The sequence below is a fragment of the Clostridium sp. CTA-19 genome, assembly GCF_054767855.1.
In genome coordinates this window covers 162,292-181,165 of sequence record NZ_BAAABH010000002.1, presented here as the reverse complement: position 1 = coordinate 181,165, position 18,874 = coordinate 162,292, and the positions used below count along the sequence as shown (strand labels likewise).

Genomic DNA, 18,874 nt, shown 5'->3' with positions numbered 1-18,874 from the left:
AAGATAGGGGGAGTTTATGAAATTAGAAAAAAATTTTTTCAATAGAGATGCTAGAGTAGTAGCTGAAGAACTTTTAGGAAAAGTTTTAGTTTCAAATTATAATGGTAAAATCTTAAAAGGAAAAATAGTAGAAACAGAAGCATATATAGGTGAAATAGATAAAGCATCTCATGCTTACGGAGGCAAAAGAACTAAAAGAACTGAGCCACTATATGGAGAGCCATACACTGCATATGTATATTTTATATATGGCATGTACTATTGCTTTAATATAATAACCAATAAAAAAGATATTCCAGAAGGGGTACTTATAAGAGCAATAGAGCCTATAGAAGGTATTAATGTTATGTCTAACTTAAGATTTGGAAAAGATTACTCTGATCTTAATAAAAATCAAATTAAAGTTTTATCTAATGGTCCAGGAAAACTGTGTATTGCTATGAACATATCTAAAGATGATAATTATGAAGATATGAATAAAAGTAATAAAATTTATGTAGAAAATAACAAAATAGATAATTTTCAAATAATAAAAACTAAAAGAATAGGCATAGATTATGCAGAAGAGGCAGTAGATTTTTTATGGAGATATTATATAAAAGATAATAAATACATATCTAAAAAGTAAATCTAACTAAAGTTTTTTATATCATTTACTGTAATTAATAGTCATATATTATATATATACTATTAAGATAAAAGGGTGAATTAATATTGAATGATTTATTGACTACAGTACCTTTGTATTTAAATGGGGGATTAATACAAGATTTATCAGGGCTTTTAATTGATGGATATATACAAACTAAAACACTTAAATGTATTACAGAAGATATGGGAAATGCAAGACTTGAAAAGTACTTAAAAGATACTAATAAAATAGAAAAAGATAAAAGTCCAATAGGACTTGATGGTACTAACGAAGGGTTAACAAGAGGTACATTGGATGGTAGGGCAATTAATCGTGAAGAATATAGTATTAGTAAAACCTATGCCACATTTTCATTTTTCAGACAAGTTAGAGAATCTATGAATGATAATAATATGTATAGTGTAATAAATAGTAAAGATATAATTTTAGGCAAAGTTAAACCTGGAAATCATGTAGAATTCTATGGGGTGGTAAGTAGTATGTCTATTCTTTCAAATATAAATGAAATGATAGATACAATAAGTTGTTATGATATAACTTTATTAAATGGACTTTTACCAAAAGATACTTTAATAAATTATAATACTATTATAAATCAACTTAATATGATAAAAAAATATTTAACTTTAAACAACACTTTTGATATGATAATGGACTTAGGTTGTTGTAAAGCTATAATAAATGCTCATAATGATAATTTTATATCTAAAACCACTCATAGTTATGATTTTTGTAATTGTAATTGTACAGTTATGGGCAAAGTAATATGTGTTTGCAATAAAAATCAACATGTAGATTTATTAAGAAAATCATGTAATGGAGATTTTTTTAGAAAACTTATATTAAATATGAAACCTTATTTTGAAATTTTAGAAAAACAAGGAATAGTTTTACCAGAAATAATAGATGAAAAGTTATGTGCTACTAAGATAAATGGTCCATGTATACAAATTATACCGATAGCTATGTACCAATAAATCTATAAAAAACATAAATAAGATTATATAAGATTTAATTACACTTATCTTATATAATCTTATTTTTTATTATTTAATAATAATTGACAAAGTTTTTACTAAGTAAGTTTACATAATTTAAATTAAGTATTTGATTAAAATTGTAAACTAAAAAATACAAAATATTATAATTAAAAGTAATATAATACCAATTTTAAAATTAAACTATAGTATATAGGAATCTATAAAAGGAGTCGCTTAATTGAAAAGATATATTAAAAATACAAAATTAATATTTAAAAAAATAGATATGTTAATGAAAAAGATTAATATTAATAAAAAAGATGGTAATGAATTTTTAAATAAAGGGATTTTAAATTATAAAAATAATGATTATAAAGAGGCAAAGAAATTTTTAGAAATTGCTTTGAATTTAGGGTTTTTAGATGCATCATATTATTTAGGTTTAATACATTTAGATGATAGATTTGAATATTTTAATTATGAAAAGGCAAAAGAGTATTTCTATATTTCTGCAATTAAAGGTAATAGTTCAGCACAAAATAATTTAGGTGCACTTTTTTTAAATGTATATAAAGACTATGAAAAAGCAATAAAGTGGTTTAAATTATCTGCACAAAGTGGTGAGATAAAGGCTCAAAGCAATCTAGGACAAATTTATTATAAAGGATTAGGTGTAGAAGTTGATTATATAGAAGCGGAAAAATGGTTAAAAAAAGCTAGTATAAATGGTTATAAATTTGCAGATGAATTTTTATATAATTTGTATGATGAAGATGGAAATATAATTGACATAAAAAACAAAAAAATATCTATAAAAAATGGAATAGAAAAAGGTGAATGTAAAAGCTTTTATGAAATGGGACAATTGTATGCAAATGGATTGGGCGTTTCAAAAGATTATGAAAAAGCAGTAGAATATTTTCATAAAGCAGCAGAATTAGGTTATGAAGACGCCTATGAGATGTTAGGTTCTATATACTGGGTTGGGCTTGATAATATAGATAGAGATTATAAAAAATCTAGATATTGGTATGAAAAAGCAGCAGCGCTTGGAAATCCAAAGGCAAAATTAAATTTAGGAGTTATATATAGCAAAGGGTTATCTGTTAAAAAAGATTATGAAAAAGCATTTAATTTTTATCTTAGTGCTGCAAAAGATGGAAAAATGGAAGCACAATTTAATGTGGCATGTAATTTTCAAGATGGAAAAGGTGTAGAGAAGAATGACAAAGAAGCTGTAAAGTGGTTTTTAAAGGCTGCTGAATCTGGTGACAAAGATGCTAAATATGAATTAGGATTGTGTTATAAATATGGAAAAGGTGTAGAAAAAAATTTTAATATGGCAACTAATTATTTTATTGATAGTTTTGAAAATGGCTGTAAATTATCAGAAAATCATTTAAAAGATATAAGAAAAATAGAGAAGTTAAATAAAAACATAATTTTCACACCAAAATTTTATAAAAATTACATTGTTAAAAATGAATATAAAATTGAAATACCAATAGAATGGGATATTGATATTATATATAATGACGATGAAAAAAAGGATTTAAAAATAATTGGTAAAAGTGATAAATATAAAATTAATGATATAAAATTATGGATTACTTTTGTTGAGTTTCCATACTCTAATAAATTAGAGTTAGCAAAATATATGAAAGGTATGGGAGTAGATAATATAAAAAAATTTAAAATAAATGATAATGATGCATTATCATTTACAAAGGAAAATACTATAGGAAAGACAAGAGAAATATATATTATAAGAGGAGAAAACAGTATATATTTTTTAAAAATATCCTTAGATTCATATATTAAGGATGAATATAGACAGGTAATAAATCATATATTGAATAGTTTTAAAATACTTAATATAAAAAGACATGTTTATGATAAACAATTAGTAAATGAAATGACTAAAAAAGCTATAAATTTATTTAATATAATAAATAATGATGATTAATATAGGGAAACAAGATGCAGTGTTGAATTCTAAGCGATTCTGAGCATGTCTCACTATTTTAGGCATCCAAATTTTGAAATGGATAATTTAAAAAGCTAACTTATAACTATATATAAAAAAAGTTTAAATTTTAACTTGTTAAATTTAAAGTTAATTAAATATTAATTGATACTCAGTCATATAAATAGAAATGTAAAATTAAAATAGGATATGTAAAACTTTTATTGAGGTGATTTAAAATGAAAGCAATTATTAATGCTAAAATATATGATTTTAATAACTTTATAGAAAATGGATATGTTATTTTTGATGACAAAATAATTGAAGTTGGGAATATGACTAATTTTAATAGAGATGATATAGAAATTATAGATTGTAAAAATTCTATAGTAATGCCTGGATTGGTAAATGGACATACACACATTTTACCAGAAATTTCAAAAGAACTAAGCATATGGAATGAATTGAAAAATAAAGGTTGTTATTATAATGGATTAATGTTTGGAATTGAGTGTATAAAAAATGGTGTTACAACAATTATAGATCACAGTGGTGAAGAATGTAATAGTTTAGGAACCTTAAATGAATTAAAAAAAGCTATATGTGATAGTTTGTCATTAAGAGGTATATTCTCTTTTAGTACTAGTGAAGATTTAAATATTGATAACTGCATAAAAGAAAATATAGATTTTTTAGCTAATTCTAGTGAAAACTATACTGGATTATTTGGATTAAATTCATCTATGAATCTAAGTGATGAAACTTTGAAAAAAATTGAGAGCTATAAAAACCATGCACCTATCCATATTCATATAGCTGAAACTATAGATGATGTAGCAGATTGTATGTCTAAATATGAAAAAAGAATAATTGAGCGATTAAATGATTTGGATTTACTAACAGATAATTCATTACTTGCTCATTGTGTATATGTTAGTGATAGAGAAGCTCAATTATTAAATGAAAAAAATATATATGTAGCAGTAACTCCAACATCTAATATGAACAAAGGATTAGCATCTTTTAATTATTCTATGTTTGAAAAATATAATATTCCTTGCATAATTGGAACAGATGGATTAAGTGCTAACATTACAAGAGACTTTTCAAACCTAGTTTATACTATGAGAAGCAAATACAATAATTCTGATAGTTTTACATTAAATGATTTAGTAAAAGTTATAAAAAATAATTATGAATATGCAAATAAAATACTTAATATAAAAATAGGTAAAATAGAAAAAAATTATAAGAGTGATTTAATTATAATTCCTTATAAAGAAATAGTACCATTAGATGAAGAAAATATTTTAAATTATATATTCTATGAAGTATTTGATAGTTTTTCTCCAAAAGATGTTATATGTGATGGAAAATTTTTAATGAAAGACTATAAAGTTCTTTATGAAAATAAAAAGTTATATGAAGAACCTTTAAAGGTTAGAAGTTAAAAGAAACTTAATATAATATTTTATAAATGGAGGAGTTTTAAATGGATTTAAGTACAACTATTGGGGAATTGAAACTTAAAAATCCACTTATGCCTGCATCAGGGCCTTTAGTTAGCGATGATAATAAAATAAATATTTTAGCATCTTTTGGATTAGGTGCAATGGTTACAAAAACTATAGGTATAAAAGGTGCAATGGTACCTAAACCTTGCATATATGGAGGCAATAACAAAGTATTAAATTTAAATCTTTGGTCTGAATATCCTCATGAAAAATGGACTGAAGATTTTTTACCTAATATAAAAAGTTTTTTGAAGGAACCTTTAATAATCAGTATTGGTTATAGCAAGGAAGATATTATAGTTCTAATTTCCAAACTAGATAAATATGCTGATGGTTTTGAAATTTCTTTAGATTATAACATTGATTTAAAGGAAGCTGGAGACATAGTAAAATTGGCAAGGAAAACTACCACAAAACCTATATTTATCAAAATTAATAATTATATAAGAAATTTATTAGAGTTTGTAAAAATAATAAAAATAAATGGTGCAAATGGAATAGTAGCAGTACATTCATTAGGTCCAGCTATGGTAATAGATTTAAATGAAAGAGCTGTAAAGTTTGGTAATGAAAAGGGCGAAAGTTATGTTTCAGGTCCAATTGTAAAGCCCTTTGCATTAGCAACAATAAATCTAATAAGAGAAAACTTCAAAGATTTTACTATAATTGGTTCAGGTGGAGTATCATCAGCAGAAGATGTAATAGAGTTTTTATTATGTGGAGCAGATGCTGTACAAATGAGTTCCTCTGCAATGATACATGGTAGAGAACTATATAAAGAAATATTAAAAGAATTACCAACGACACTTGAAAAATATGGTTTTAGTTCAATTGAAGAAGTTAAAAATACAAGGTTGAAAAAAGGAGTAAAATTTGCTTCAAGCTACCCTATGGTAAATAACAATAAATGTATTTCATGTAAGATTTGCGAAAAGGTGTGTCCTTGTTTTGCAATAACAATAAATAAATATCCTATATTTAATAAGTCTTTATGTTCTTCATGTGGTCTTTGTGAAAGTAGATGTCCTCAAAAAGCGATAACTGGGGTAATTTAAGAATTAAAATAAAAAAGTAATATTAATTAGTAATCATAAATAAAATATAAAAAACTTATATAATATAAAAGTGGGAATACTATAGGGAAACAAGCCCCAATCTAAATTTATTCAATAACTTTAAAATATTTTCATACAAAATGCAGTGTTAAATTCTAAGTGATTCGGAGCATGTTTCACTATTTTCAGTATCCAAGTTTTGGAATGAATAATTTTTAAAGTCAACTTGGAACTCTATATAATATTAGAAGCAAAAATGAGAGACCTAAAGTTAAAGGGAAAAAAGTTTATAAATAATGGAGAAACAATGGGAATTATTATAAGAAATGATAATTCTCAAATACCTATAGCTATTAAATGTTCAGATATGGATAAATTTTTAAGCCGTTTTGGCGACTATAGTAATATAGTTTTAAATATTGAAGGCGAAAACATAAACACTAAAATACAAAATGTTAAAAGGCATGTTACACTTCATAACCCAATTCATGTAGAATTTAAAGAAATTAATATTTAAAAATTATTATATAGATTTTAAAAGCAGTTTTAAAATAGAGTTTAAACTTTATTGCAAAACTGCTTTTTATGTTTTAAATTTATCTAATCGAAAAATAAATATTTACAAAAAATCCATATTGATATATACTACTGTATATACAGTAGTATATATCAATATGATGGGGGAAATAAATATGAAATTAGATGTAAAGAAAATGGTTCAAGCATCATTGCTTATGGCAATTGCTATTATAATTCCACTGGTATTTGGTTCAACTTTAAGGGTTTATATACCACCTTTTAGTGCAACATTAGCATCACATGTTCCAATGTTTTTATCTATGTTTTTAGGAACATCCGTTGCATCAATTGTGGGACTAGGATCTTCAATAGGTTTTTTATTTGCATTTCCAGATCCTGTAGTAGCAGCACGAGCATTTATGCATGTTGCTGTAGGATTTTTAGGTGCTAAATTAGTTGAGAAAAATTATAGTTTTAGAAAAGTAGTTTTATTTACTGCACCATTACACGGTGTTTTAGAAGCGTTAATTGTAATGCCTTTTGGATTTAGTTTTAAAGATGCATTAATAATTGTAGGAGTAGGTACAATCATTCATCATATAGTAGATGGTATTATAACAATACCAGTACTTAAAGCCTTAAAACTTGAGAAAAAGGTAGAAAATAATATAAAAAAAGAAATAGCATAAGAAATAAAAAACCTGTACTTATTAAACTTGATAAGTACAGGTTTTTTATTTCTTAAATATGTGTTAAATTTTAAAAAATATGTATTTATTTTGAATATAACCTGTATTATATAAGTAATAGTATAAGGTTCCAAGTTTACTCTTAAAATTATGTATTCTAAAACTTGGATACTCAAAATAGTGAAACATACTCCTAATCAATTAGAATTCAATATTGCATTTTCTACAAAAGTATTTTGAGGTTATTAAATAAATTAAAATGGGGTCTGTTTTCCTATAATAATGCTTATTTTAATAATAATAATCATAGGGGGATATCATGAGTTCAGTTTTGGTTTTAGATAATGTTTATAAAAAGTACGGTAAGATAGACATAATAAAAGGTGTAAGTTTTGATGTGAAAGAGGGAGAAATTTATGGTTTTTTAGGGCCTAATGGTGCAGGTAAAACTACTACTATTAGGATGGTTACAGGACTTATAAAGCCAGACAAAGGGAACATTTTGATTAATGGTTTTGATGTACAAAAACAATTTGTACATGCAATGGATTCTGTTGGTGCAATTGTTGAAAATCCAGATATGTATGGAGATTTTACTGGAAGACAAAATTTAAATATTTTTGCTAAGCTTTATGGAAATGTTGATAAAAAACGTATTGATGAAGTTATTGAAATAATTGGACTTAAAGATAGAATTGATGATAAAGTGAAAAAATATTCTTTAGGCATGAAGCAAAGACTAGGGCTTGGTCAAGCTTTACTTCCAAATCCTAAGCTTCTAATATTAGATGAACCTACCAATGGATTGGATCCATCAGGAATTGTTGATTTTAGAAAAATAGTAAAGGATGTTGTAAGTGAATTTAATACAGCTGTTTTGGTATCTTCTCATATTTTAGCTGAAGTAGAACAACTTTGCAGTAAAGTTGCTTTTATAGATAAAGGAAAGATTGTTTCCATTGAAAGTATTAATAATTTAAAAAGCGATAATAAAGAGCATATAAACATAAAAGTATCTGAAATAGAAAAAGCAAAGAATATTTTAAAAGAATTAGACTTTATAGATACTATAGAAGCTAAAGATAATTTATTAGCTTTAATATGTAATAAAGATTCATTTCCAAATGTAATAAAAACTTTAACTTTAAATGATATAGATATATATGATGTTTATAAAGTTAAACAAAATCTTGAAAATAGGTTCATGGAAATTACAGAAGGAGTGAAGTAATTGAAATTACTAAAAGTAGAAATTTATAAATTAGTAAAAAGTAAAAAATATATTATTTTTATACTCTCCCTAATTATTATGTTAGTTTTTAGTGGAGTAGGACTTTACAAAAATGCACAAAATGAAAAACCAGAAATAAAAATAAAAAATAATGAAAAACTTTTAGTAGATTATAGAGTAAAGGCACAAGATGAAAATTTAAGTGAAGATATGAAAAGAAATTATGAACAAAAGATAAAAGTTGTTGAAAAAGAAAATGAAGAATTAGAAGAAGAGATTAAAAATCCTAATTTTAACTGGAAAATTAAGTTAGAGGAAGAAAATAAATTTTTAGAAGAAGGTATAGAGAGTGCAAAAATAGCCTTAGATTATAATCAAATTGAAGAAAATAATGGCAAAATTAAAATTAATAAATATTTGTTAGATAATAATTTAGAGCCACGAAAAAAGTATGAGGTATCTTCTTATTTAGATATGAAAGAAGTTTTAGGTTCTTTAAATGTAATATTTTTACCAATGATTGTAGTTATTTTAGCTTATGATTCAATAAGTGGTGAGTATCAAAATTCAACTATAAAATATCTTATGGCAAAGCCTATAAAAAGAAGTAGCATAATACTTGCTAAATTTTTATCTGCATTCTTATTAGCCTCTATAAGTATACTTATATTAGAAATTATATTTTTAATTATCATAGGAATTATATTTAACTTTGGTGATTATATGTATCCTGTAATAGTAGGAACAAGATACAATATAGATAAATTAGGAAATTTAAGTGCTATAAATAATAGCTCATATATAATTCCAATATATAAATATTTAATAAAATCATTAATGTTTCAATTTGTAGCTATACTTCCTATAATAGCATTATCATTATTAATATCAGAAGAATGCAGTACTAATGGAAGTAGTTTAATAATTAATGCAACGATAAATATTGTTGCATCAATTATAACATTTATAACTCCATTAAACTTTTTGAAAAATGTATATCCATTTTGGTTTACATCTTATAATAACAGTATTTCTATAATAGATGGTATTATAAATTTAAAATTAAGTACAACAAATATAAGCTTAAAATTAGGATTAATAGTGTGCTCTATATGGACTATTATTTTTTACTATATAGCCCATAGAAAATTTATAAAAAAAGATGTTGTATAAATGGAGGGTTATATATGATTAAGTTAATATCAATTGAGATAGATAAGCTTGTTAGACGAAAAAAGTTTTTAATAGGAGTAATATTGCTTTTTATACTTTCAATTTTTTTAACTTTTTTAGGAATAAATTTTCAAAAGAAAAATGGAAATACCCAAAGTACTATAAACTTTCAAAAAAATTATATAAAAACTTTAAAAGAAGAGTGTAAAATAAATAGTGAAAATGGGGAGTATAAAGATATAGATTCAGCTTATAAAATGATAATAGAAGATAGTCAAAAAGAAATAGATCATTTAGAAAATATGATAGATGAAAACATACCAAATAAAGAAAGATTAAAGATGAATATTGACTATTTCGAAGAACGAAAGAAAAGATATAATTTCTCAGCATCTATGGTTGAATATTATAATGGTGAAATTCTTGAAAGTCAATATTATATAGATAATAATATTCCTTATGATTTTAAAGGAGGAATAAATGCTGTAGATCAATTGATATATAATATAATACCTAAAATTGGAGAATTAGGATTGTTAATTATAGTAGCAGTTATGACAGCTGACATAGTGGCTGGTGAAAATAAGCCAGCTACTATAAAATTTATGTTAGTAAAGCCAATTAAAAGGTGGAAAATATTATTTTCAAAATTTATAGCAGCAATATTATCTATAAATTTAATAGTTATAGTAGTAGAGTTTTTAATGTTTACAATAGTTGGCCTTATATATGGTTTTGGAGATATTTCACTTCCAAACATTGTAGGAACAACTTACGAATCTATTCCCCCATATTTAATAAGGGAATTAAAAGAGTTAGTTATTCCGATAGTAGGAAGTAGTTATTTAATTTCAAATGGAATGTTTTTATTACAAATATTAATACTACAATTTTTAGTTGTAACAGCAACAATAGCATTCTCATTTTTATTTTCAACAATATGCAATGATAGTAATACAGCATTAGTACTTCCTATAATTTTTATAGTGGCTACTCAATGGATTAATATTATAAAATCTGGTCCTGATAAAGGTAATCCAGTTCCACCAGGTGTTTTAAATAAAATATTACCATTTATATTTACTTCCTACCCTGATGAATCTATTATTATATCAGGTAAGATAAATAAACTTTTGGGTATTACTTTTGTAAATTTAAATTTCTCCATAATAGTTTTATTAGGATGGATTAGTATTTGTTATATTATAAGTCATATTGTTTTTATAAAAAAGGATATGACAGCGTAAAACTAATAAAAGCTCCAACTTTATAAGGAAGTTGGAGTTTTATTATAGTATTATAAAATCATATTATTTAAATTTATACGTTTTTAAATCTATAATATGGGTTAAAATATTTTGTAGTAATTCTAAATTATAGTTATAATATGGTATAGACTTATACCATAAGTTTTAAATATATTAAATGAATGGAGCGATAATTATGACAAAGCTTATATCATGGAATGTTAACGGCATTAGAGCTTGTGTGAAAAAGGGATTTTTAGAGTTTTTTAAAGAAATAGATGCAGATATATTTTGTATACAAGAAAGCAAATTACAAGAAGGTCAAATAGATTTAGAGTTAGATGGTTATTATGATTACTGGAATTATGCAGAAAAAAAAGGCTATTCAGGTACAGCTATATTTACAAAAGGAAAACCACTTTCTGTAAATTATGGTTTAGGTATTGAAAAGCATGATAATGAGGGAAGGGTAATAACTTTAGAATTTGAAGAATATTATGTAGTCACTGTTTATACGCCAAATTCTCAAACTGAACTTGCAAGGTTAGATTATAGAATGGAATGGGAAGATGATTTTAGATTATATTTGAAAGAATTAGAAAAAAACAAACCAGTTATCCTTTGTGGAGATTTAAATGTAGCACATAAGGAAATAGATTTAAAAAACCCTAAAACTAATAAAAAAAATGCAGGATTTACTAATGAGGAAAGAGCTAAGTTTACTGAGCTTTTAGAATGTGGTTTTATAGATACATATAGATATTTTAATCCAGATAAAGAAGGAGTTTATTCATGGTGGTCCTATAGATTTAATGCAAGAAAAAATAATGCAGGATGGAGAATAGATTATTTTTGTGTATCTGAAGAGCTAGAGAAAAAATTAGAAAGCGTTAATATTCATACTGAAATATTAGGTTCAGATCATTGTCCAGTAGAACTTGTAATAAAATAACTATAAATAAAAATATAATTTAAAGAATCTGCCTTAAAACTTAAGTATATTTTAAGGCAGGTTCTTTTTATATAAAAATAATTTAAAATTATTGAATAAATTTAAATTGGAGTTTGTTTTCCTATAATTTTTAAAAAGGTATTTTAATATCTCAAATTTTAATTGTTTTTAATATAAAGTAATATTTTATTAGATTTCTTGATAGTAATTTTAGTTTTATAAATACTACATTGTTGTAATACATAGCCATATAAAATCACTTTTTAAAACCTTTTTTATAGTTATAATGTAATAATTATATTCATTATAACTACACGCAATTATTTACAAAAATATGAAATACATTAAATTTGTTACATTAATTTTTGGAATACTAAATAAAAACTTTAATTATTTTATAAAAAAACAAAAACATACAAAATATTCTAAATGTTTAAAATAAATGTTGAAATTGAAAAATATTTGTAATATAATGAGTGTGACAAGTTAATAGAGATGGGATAGGTTCTTTCTTAGCAATAAGAAAGTTAAAATGGAAAGTGGTTAAAGTCCACTACAGCCCAAAGTTACTGTGAAACTGATGAATCCAAAAATACCACTGAGAGATATCTTGGGAAGGTTTGGTAGTAAGATGAAGTTAAGTCAGGAGACATGCCTATACTGGATTGAATCTTTCTTGGGAGAGATAAAATATCATGGATTTGCAAGCATTTATAGAATTGTTGTTTTTATTTTGCTTGTATAAAATATGCTATTTAAGTTCCCAATGGGAACTTTTTTTATTGCAATTTTTTAAAGAGTGGAGGTGATTTAATGAAAAAAAATTATAAAATTTTTCTAGCTATATTGTTAACAGTTTTAATAGCATTTTCCGTTGCTTGGGGATGCGAAAGAGGGAAGATAACTACAACTACAACTGAAACTACTACAAATAAAGTAAAAAAAGATGATAGTAGTAGTAAAAAATCTAAAAAAGAAAATAAAAATGATAGCAAAAAAGGCTCTAAAGAAAAATCAGAAAATAAAAAAGATGATAATAACAAAAATGAAGATAGTGATAAAGAAAATAAACAAAATATTTCGAATGTTAAAAAAAATAACGAGGATTCATCACAAAAGGAAAATGCAAAAAATAATGATGATTCCAATGATAGTAGTAATAATACTTCAGATGTAGAAACTAAAAAGGAAGAAAGTCCTGAGGTTGTAGAGTCTAAACAAGAAGAAGATACCTTTACTATGATAATAGGAAAAGATATAAAGGGTTATACCGGTAAAAGTCCTCAACAAGTAAAAGAGTTAACATTAAAAGTAGAGGACGGTAAAAATGCAATGACGTACCTAAGAGAAAATACGGTTATGCAAGAAAATGGTGGATTTATTTTTGAAATTGATGGAATACACAATTTTTACCCTATACCTGAAAATCAAAAAACTCCAGAACAAAAGGCAAATGGAATTTTAGGAATAGACTGGTTTATATATCTTAATGATAAAAAAACACCAGTAGGGGCAAATGATGTATATGTAAAAAAAGGAGACATACTTTTATTTGATTTTCATGAGTGGGATAAAAGAGAATTTTCACCACCAGAAGATTAAAACACATAACTAACATTAAATAACAAGAATTTTTAATAAGGGGATGAAGGGTTTATGAAAAAGCTTTTTAAGCAAAAGCTTAGTATTTTATTGCTATTTTTTAGCATGTTCATGTTCTTATTACCAGTAAATGCTTCTGCTAAAGTAAATGAAAGCAGAATATATGGTTCAGATAGAATAGAAACTGCTATAAAAATAAGTGAGCAAGGTTGGAAAAGTGGTTCTGATTATGTTTTTATTGCTTATGGGTATGACTTTGCAGATGCATTATCTGTTACCCCTCTTGCTAAAAAATATAACAGTCCTATAATATTATCAAATAAAAATGGCCTTACAGAAAATGCAATTAAGGAATTACAAAGATTAAAACCTAAAAAGGCATTTATTCTAGGTGGTGAAAAAGCCCTTAGTGCTAATATTGAAACGCAGATTAAGAAATGTAATATAACAGAAACAGAAAGAATTTATGGTAGCACTAGATATGAAACTGCACTGAAGGTAAGTGAGAAACTTGGAACAAGTGACACTATATTCATATCTAATGGATTAAGTTATGCTGATGCACTTTCAGTTGCTACTATAGCAGCGCAGAAAGAAAGTCCAATTTTATATACAGAAAAAAATAACATTCCAAGTAAAGTAACAGAGTATATAAAAAAAGCTAACATATCTAAAGCATATTTTGTAGGTGGTACTAATGTAATAGATAATACTGTTATAACAGGCATAAAAAATAGTGAAAGAATAGCTGGAAACGACAGATATTTAACTAATAAAGAAGTATTATCAAAATTTATTAATTACATAAGTTATGAAAATGTCTATTTTGTAAGAGGAAATGATTTTGCAGATGCTCTATCAATTTCTCCAATAGCAGGACTTAAAAAAGCACCTATAATATTAACAAATAATAATTTAAATAGTGATGTAGAAAAAATTATAAATTCTAATATAACCTCTACTAGTAAATTAACTATAATTGGCGGAGAAAAAGTAGTACCTAGTAGTATATTAGATAAAATAGATCCAAATTTTTCTCAAACAAAATTATCAAAAGATAATGAAACTTTTGGAAATGTAGAAACTATTAAAGAAGTAAGAGGCGATATATTAGTAACTGGAAATAATATAACTATAAATAATGTTAAATTAAATGGAAATTTAATATTAGACCCAGGTGAAAAAGGAACTGTAAATATTAAAGGAACTACTTGTAAGAATGTAATTGTAAAATCTGGTGACGTTAATAGTATAAATTTAACTAATGTAAAATCAGATAATCTTGTAGTTGAAAGTAAAAGTAATGTAGCAGTAAAGCTATTTGAAGATTCAACTATAAAAAATACAGAAGTTAAGTCAAATGCAATACTTAAAAATACAAAAGGGGATTTTGGAACTGTAAAAGTTACAGGAACAAAGGACTCAAATTATAATATTGAACTTGAAGGAAAATTTTATAAAGAAGTATTAGTTAATTGCTCATCAAATATAAAGTGCGATGATGTTAAAAATATTAAAATTGATAGCAAAGAAAGTAACTCTAAAGTTACATTAAAAGGTAAAGTAAATGATATTAATATAATTAATTGTTCTAATACAACTTTAGATGGGTCAATATCTAATGTAAAAATAGAAAATTCATCACAACTTACAATAGATAAGAATGCTACTGTTAAAAAAATTGAAGCACTAGATAAAAGTAAAATAACTATAAAAAATGGTGCGAAAGTAAACTTAATAGAAAAAAATAAGAATGTTACTATATCTGGTAATGCGGATAAAATAGTAGACAACAATTCAAATAACGGTTCTGGTGGTAGTGGTTCTTCTGAAAAACCTAAAAATGATGAATTTAAATTAATCATCTCTAATGACGGAAATGAGATATTAAATAAAAATCTTAAAGTAGATTCTAAAAAAACAGCAATGGAATATTTAAAAGAAAATGCTGATATTAAAACTAATAATGGTTTTATAAATGAAATAAATAAAATAAAAAGTAAGCCATTGAAAAATTTAAGTGAATCTGAAAGAAAGCAAGGTTATCTAGGAGCAGATTGGTTTATATATTTAAATGGCAAGAAAACACCTGTAGGGGCAAATGATGTTTTTGTAAAATCCGGTGATAAATTAGAATTAGAATATAGATTTTGGGATTGGCATGATTTAGTAAAACCTGGCGATCCAATGAAATTGACAGTGAACGGAATAAACAAGAATGTAAAAGAAAATGAAGATATAAATATTGTAGTTACGTGTATATATAGACCTGTATATGGAGCTACTATAAAAGTAGATGATAAAGAAGTTTCAACAACTAACATAGATGGTAAAGCTACTATAAAAATATCTTCAGCTGGAAAACATACTATATCTGTTTTAAAAGAAGGGGTAAAAGTTGAAAACCAAATAACGGTGTCATCAAACAATCAAGGTGGTGGAACAACAGAACCACCAAAAGACGGTGATGATAAAGATGATGGTATTAATGAAACTGATAACGAAATTCAATTGTCAAAAGACAATGGAAAATTTGGTGATGAAAGTAAAATTAAAGAAGTAAATAAAGATATAGTAGTAAAAGGTAATAATATAGAAATAAGAAATATCAAATTAAATGGGAATTTAATATTAGATCCAGGTGAAAAAGGAACTGTAAATATTAAAGGAACTACTTGTAAGAATGTAATTGTAAAATCTGGTGACGTTAATAGTATAAATTTAACTAATGTAAAATCAGATAATCTTACAGTGGAAAGTAAAAGTAATGTAGCAGTAAAACTGTTTGAAGACTCAAAGATTAAAGGAACAGAAATCAAATCAAATGCAATACTTAAAAATACAAAAGGAGATTTTGGCGCTGTAAAAATTACAGGCTCAAAAGATTCAAATTATGATATTGCGTTTGAAGGAACCTTTGATAAAGAAATATTAGTTAATTGTCCATCAAAAATAAAATGTGAGGACGTTAAAAATATTAAAATTGGTACTAAAGAAAAGGATTCAGAAAAAATTTCTAAAGTTATATTAAATGGAAAAATAGATACACTTAAAGTAAGAAATTGCTCTGATACTGTCCTAGATGGAACAATAGCTAAAGTTAAGGTAGAGAATTCGTCTCAGCTTAAAATAGAAAAAACTGCAGTTGTAGAAAATATAGAAGCTATAGAAAAAAGTAAAGTAAATATAGAGGATGGAGCTAAAGTAAAGCTAGTAGAAAGACATAATGATGTAATTTTAGAAGGAAAAGCAGATAAAGTAGATAAACTAGAATTTACTTTTGTTCTAAAAGATAAAGGAGAGGAAATATTAAATAAAACACTAGAATTAGATACTGATAAAAGTGCTTTACAGTATTTAAGTGAAAATGCTCAATTTAGACAAGATTCAACAGGTTTGATATGTGAGATTAATAAAATTAGAAATGTGAAAATTAATAAATTAAAACCTGAGGAACTTGAGAGAGGAATATTTGGAAAAGACTGGTTTATATATTTAAACGGTGAGAAAACACCAGTTGGAGCACCAGCAGTCTTTATGAAAAATAAAAATGTATTATCCTTTGAATTTAGAGAATGGGATTGGCATGATTTAGTAGATCCGAATTACAGTGGAGAAATGCCTTTAAGAATAGTACCTCAAACCCTACATCCAGAAAGTATAAAATTAAATGAAGAAGTTGATTTTGCTGTACAATGTGTAACTAAAAATGTTTATGGAGCAATTGTAAAAATTGATGGAGAAGAAATTGGGAAAACTCCTAGAAATGGAATGATTGAAATACGTTTAGATAGCTTAGGAGAGCATACTATAACAGCAGAAAAAGAAGGGGTAAAAGCAGAATGTAAAGTTAATGTTGTACAAAATACAGAAAAAGATAATGTATCTGTAAATATAAACAAAGATAATGATGATAATGTAATCTTTTCTATAAAAGATGAAAATATAAAAGAAGATTTAGAGTCTAATGTAACAATAAAAATTTTAGATGAAAATGGAGAAATAGTATATGTAGATCAAGGTAAATTAAAAGATAAAATGTGTAACTTTAACACTAATTTAGACAAAGGTGAATTTACAGGGGTTTGCAACGTACGAGGAGTATTAATTAATTTTAAAATTAATATTAAATAAATTTTATTAAAAATAGGGGGAAGAAATTATGAATAAAAATTTTAAAAGAGGATTAGCAGCATTTATTATTGCTAATAGTGTTTTAACTACAGCTAACATAGGAGTATTAAATAATAATGTCTTTGCAACAGAAAGATATGCAGTAGAATCAAGAGAAATTATAGAAAAGGATTATAATTCTATAATAGATGAATGTGTAAATAGTGGTTTACATCATCTTATAAATAAAGATTCTGGCCTTTGGTATAGTAAAGATTTTAATGATTGGGAAGCTCTTACAGTATCAAGCTTTAATAAGGAGATTCCAGCAAGTTATATTGAGAATTTAGCAAAAAAAATAGAAACAAAGGATTCCTCATTATTTGGAGAAGATGGAACTTTTGAAAGTGTTACTGATTGTGAGAGAACAATAATAGGGCTTGTTTCAGCAGGAAAAGATCCAAGAAATTTTGCAGGATACAATTTACTAGAAGATTTATATAGTCGCGATTTAATATCAGAAGATATATATGCTAAGATGTTTGGACTTATTGCAATAGATTGTGGAAATTTTGAAGTATCTTCAGATAGTTACTTTACAAAAAAACAATTAATTAAATCTATAATTTTAAATAAATTACCTCAAGGCGGTTGGAGTTGGGGTGATACTATTGATATAGATACAACTGCAATGGCTATATCAGCATTAGCACCTTATTATAATGAAGATAATGATGTAAAAAAAGTCGTAGATGATGCACTTAAGGTTTTAAGCACAGTTCAAAATAAAACTACTGGAGAATTTACTTCAACATGGACACCTGATGGTTCAAGCGAAAGCTTAGCTCAAGTTATAATAGCTCTTTGTTCAATTGGAAAAGATCCAGCTAATTGTACTGAATTTACAAAAGCTAATGGAAAAAATCTTTTAGATTTATTACTAGAATATAAAACAACAGATGGTGGATTTGAACATGCTAAGAAAAATTCAGACCAGCTTAACGGTATTGCAACAGAACAAGCTTTTAGGGCACTTTCAGCATATAAGCAATTTAAAAGTGGTAAAGTAGGTTCTATATATTTTGTGAAAGACTTCAACTAAAAACATAATCGATAAATTTTAAAATAATAATTAAATCATAATAATCAATATTAATATACATAGAAGCTTTAAATGTTAA

14 protein-coding genes and 1 riboswitch are annotated in these 18,874 nt (G+C 25.3%); all 14 genes read left to right on the top strand.

Features of this window, described 5'->3' with window-relative positions; genetic code table 11:
• Window positions 1–16 precede the first annotated feature (16 nt).
• The 14 genes from ACYUE0_RS02020 to ACYUE0_RS01955 all read left to right on the top strand — a co-directional run bounded on the left by ACYUE0_RS02020 (window position 17) and on the right by ACYUE0_RS01955 (window position 18,795).
• On the top strand, window positions 17–628 hold the full coding sequence (locus tag ACYUE0_RS02020) for a DNA-3-methyladenine glycosylase (RefSeq protein ID WP_460269319.1): 612 nt from the start codon (window positions 17–19) through the stop codon (window positions 626–628).
• A gap of 86 nt (window positions 629–714) precedes the next feature.
• Window positions 715–1,629, top strand: coding sequence for a hypothetical protein (locus ACYUE0_RS02015; RefSeq protein WP_199869349.1), 915 nt, complete (start codon window positions 715–717; stop codon window positions 1,627–1,629).
• Window positions 1,630–1,870: 241 nt separating this feature from the next.
• Window positions 1,871–3,598 carry a tetratricopeptide repeat protein gene (locus tag ACYUE0_RS02010; RefSeq protein ID WP_460269318.1) on the top strand — a complete coding sequence of 576 codons (1,728 nt, stop codon included), beginning with the start codon at window positions 1,871–1,873 and terminating at the stop codon, window positions 3,596–3,598.
• Between the two features lie 239 nt (window positions 3,599–3,837).
• Window positions 3,838–5,049, top strand: a complete 1,212-nt coding sequence (locus ACYUE0_RS02005; RefSeq protein ID WP_460269317.1) for an amidohydrolase family protein — start codon at window positions 3,838–3,840, stop codon at window positions 5,047–5,049.
• Window positions 5,050–5,090: 41 nt separating this feature from the next.
• Window positions 5,091–6,167, top strand: a complete 1,077-nt coding sequence (locus ACYUE0_RS02000; protein ID WP_460269316.1) for a 4Fe-4S binding protein — start codon at window positions 5,091–5,093, stop codon at window positions 6,165–6,167.
• 256 nt (window positions 6,168–6,423) lie between these two features.
• Entirely contained in the window at window positions 6,424–6,684 is a 261-nt protein-coding gene (locus ACYUE0_RS01995; RefSeq protein ID WP_460269315.1) for a hypothetical protein, read from the top strand.
• A 175-nt stretch (window positions 6,685–6,859) separates the two neighbouring features.
• Window positions 6,860–7,375 (top strand): ECF transporter S component, encoded by a 516-nt coding sequence (locus ACYUE0_RS01990; RefSeq protein ID WP_199869354.1) that lies wholly within the window; start codon window positions 6,860–6,862, stop codon window positions 7,373–7,375.
• 319 nt (window positions 7,376–7,694) lie between these two features.
• Window positions 7,695–8,606: an ABC transporter ATP-binding protein gene (locus ACYUE0_RS01985; RefSeq protein WP_460269314.1), complete on the top strand. Its 912-nt coding sequence runs from the start codon at window positions 7,695–7,697 to the stop codon at window positions 8,604–8,606.
• Window positions 8,607–9,779 (top strand): ABC transporter permease subunit, encoded by a 1,173-nt coding sequence (locus tag ACYUE0_RS01980; protein ID WP_460269313.1) that lies wholly within the window; start codon window positions 8,607–8,609, stop codon window positions 9,777–9,779.
• Window positions 9,780–9,793: 14 nt separating this feature from the next.
• The gene (locus ACYUE0_RS01975) at window positions 9,794–11,026 is read left to right on the top strand and encodes an ABC transporter permease subunit (protein ID WP_460269312.1); all 1,233 of its coding nucleotides are present in this window, start codon (window positions 9,794–9,796) and stop codon (window positions 11,024–11,026) included.
• 196 nt (window positions 11,027–11,222) lie between these two features.
• Entirely contained in the window at window positions 11,223–11,978 is a 756-nt protein-coding gene (locus ACYUE0_RS01970) for an exodeoxyribonuclease III (protein ID WP_460269311.1), read from the top strand.
• Between the two features lie 485 nt (window positions 11,979–12,463).
• Window positions 12,464–12,651: riboswitch (cobalamin riboswitch) on the top strand.
• A gap of 140 nt (window positions 12,652–12,791) precedes the next feature.
• Entirely contained in the window at window positions 12,792–13,580 is a 789-nt protein-coding gene (locus ACYUE0_RS01965) for a DUF4430 domain-containing protein (RefSeq protein WP_460269310.1), read from the top strand.
• Window positions 13,581–13,634: 54 nt separating this feature from the next.
• Window positions 13,635–17,714, top strand: a complete 4,080-nt coding sequence (locus ACYUE0_RS01960; protein WP_460269309.1) for a cell wall-binding repeat-containing protein — start codon at window positions 13,635–13,637, stop codon at window positions 17,712–17,714.
• A gap of 28 nt (window positions 17,715–17,742) precedes the next feature.
• Window positions 17,743–18,795 carry a prenyltransferase/squalene oxidase repeat-containing protein gene (locus tag ACYUE0_RS01955; RefSeq protein ID WP_460269308.1) on the top strand — a complete coding sequence of 351 codons (1,053 nt, stop codon included), beginning with the start codon at window positions 17,743–17,745 and terminating at the stop codon, window positions 18,793–18,795.
• Window positions 18,796–18,874 lie beyond the last annotated feature (79 nt).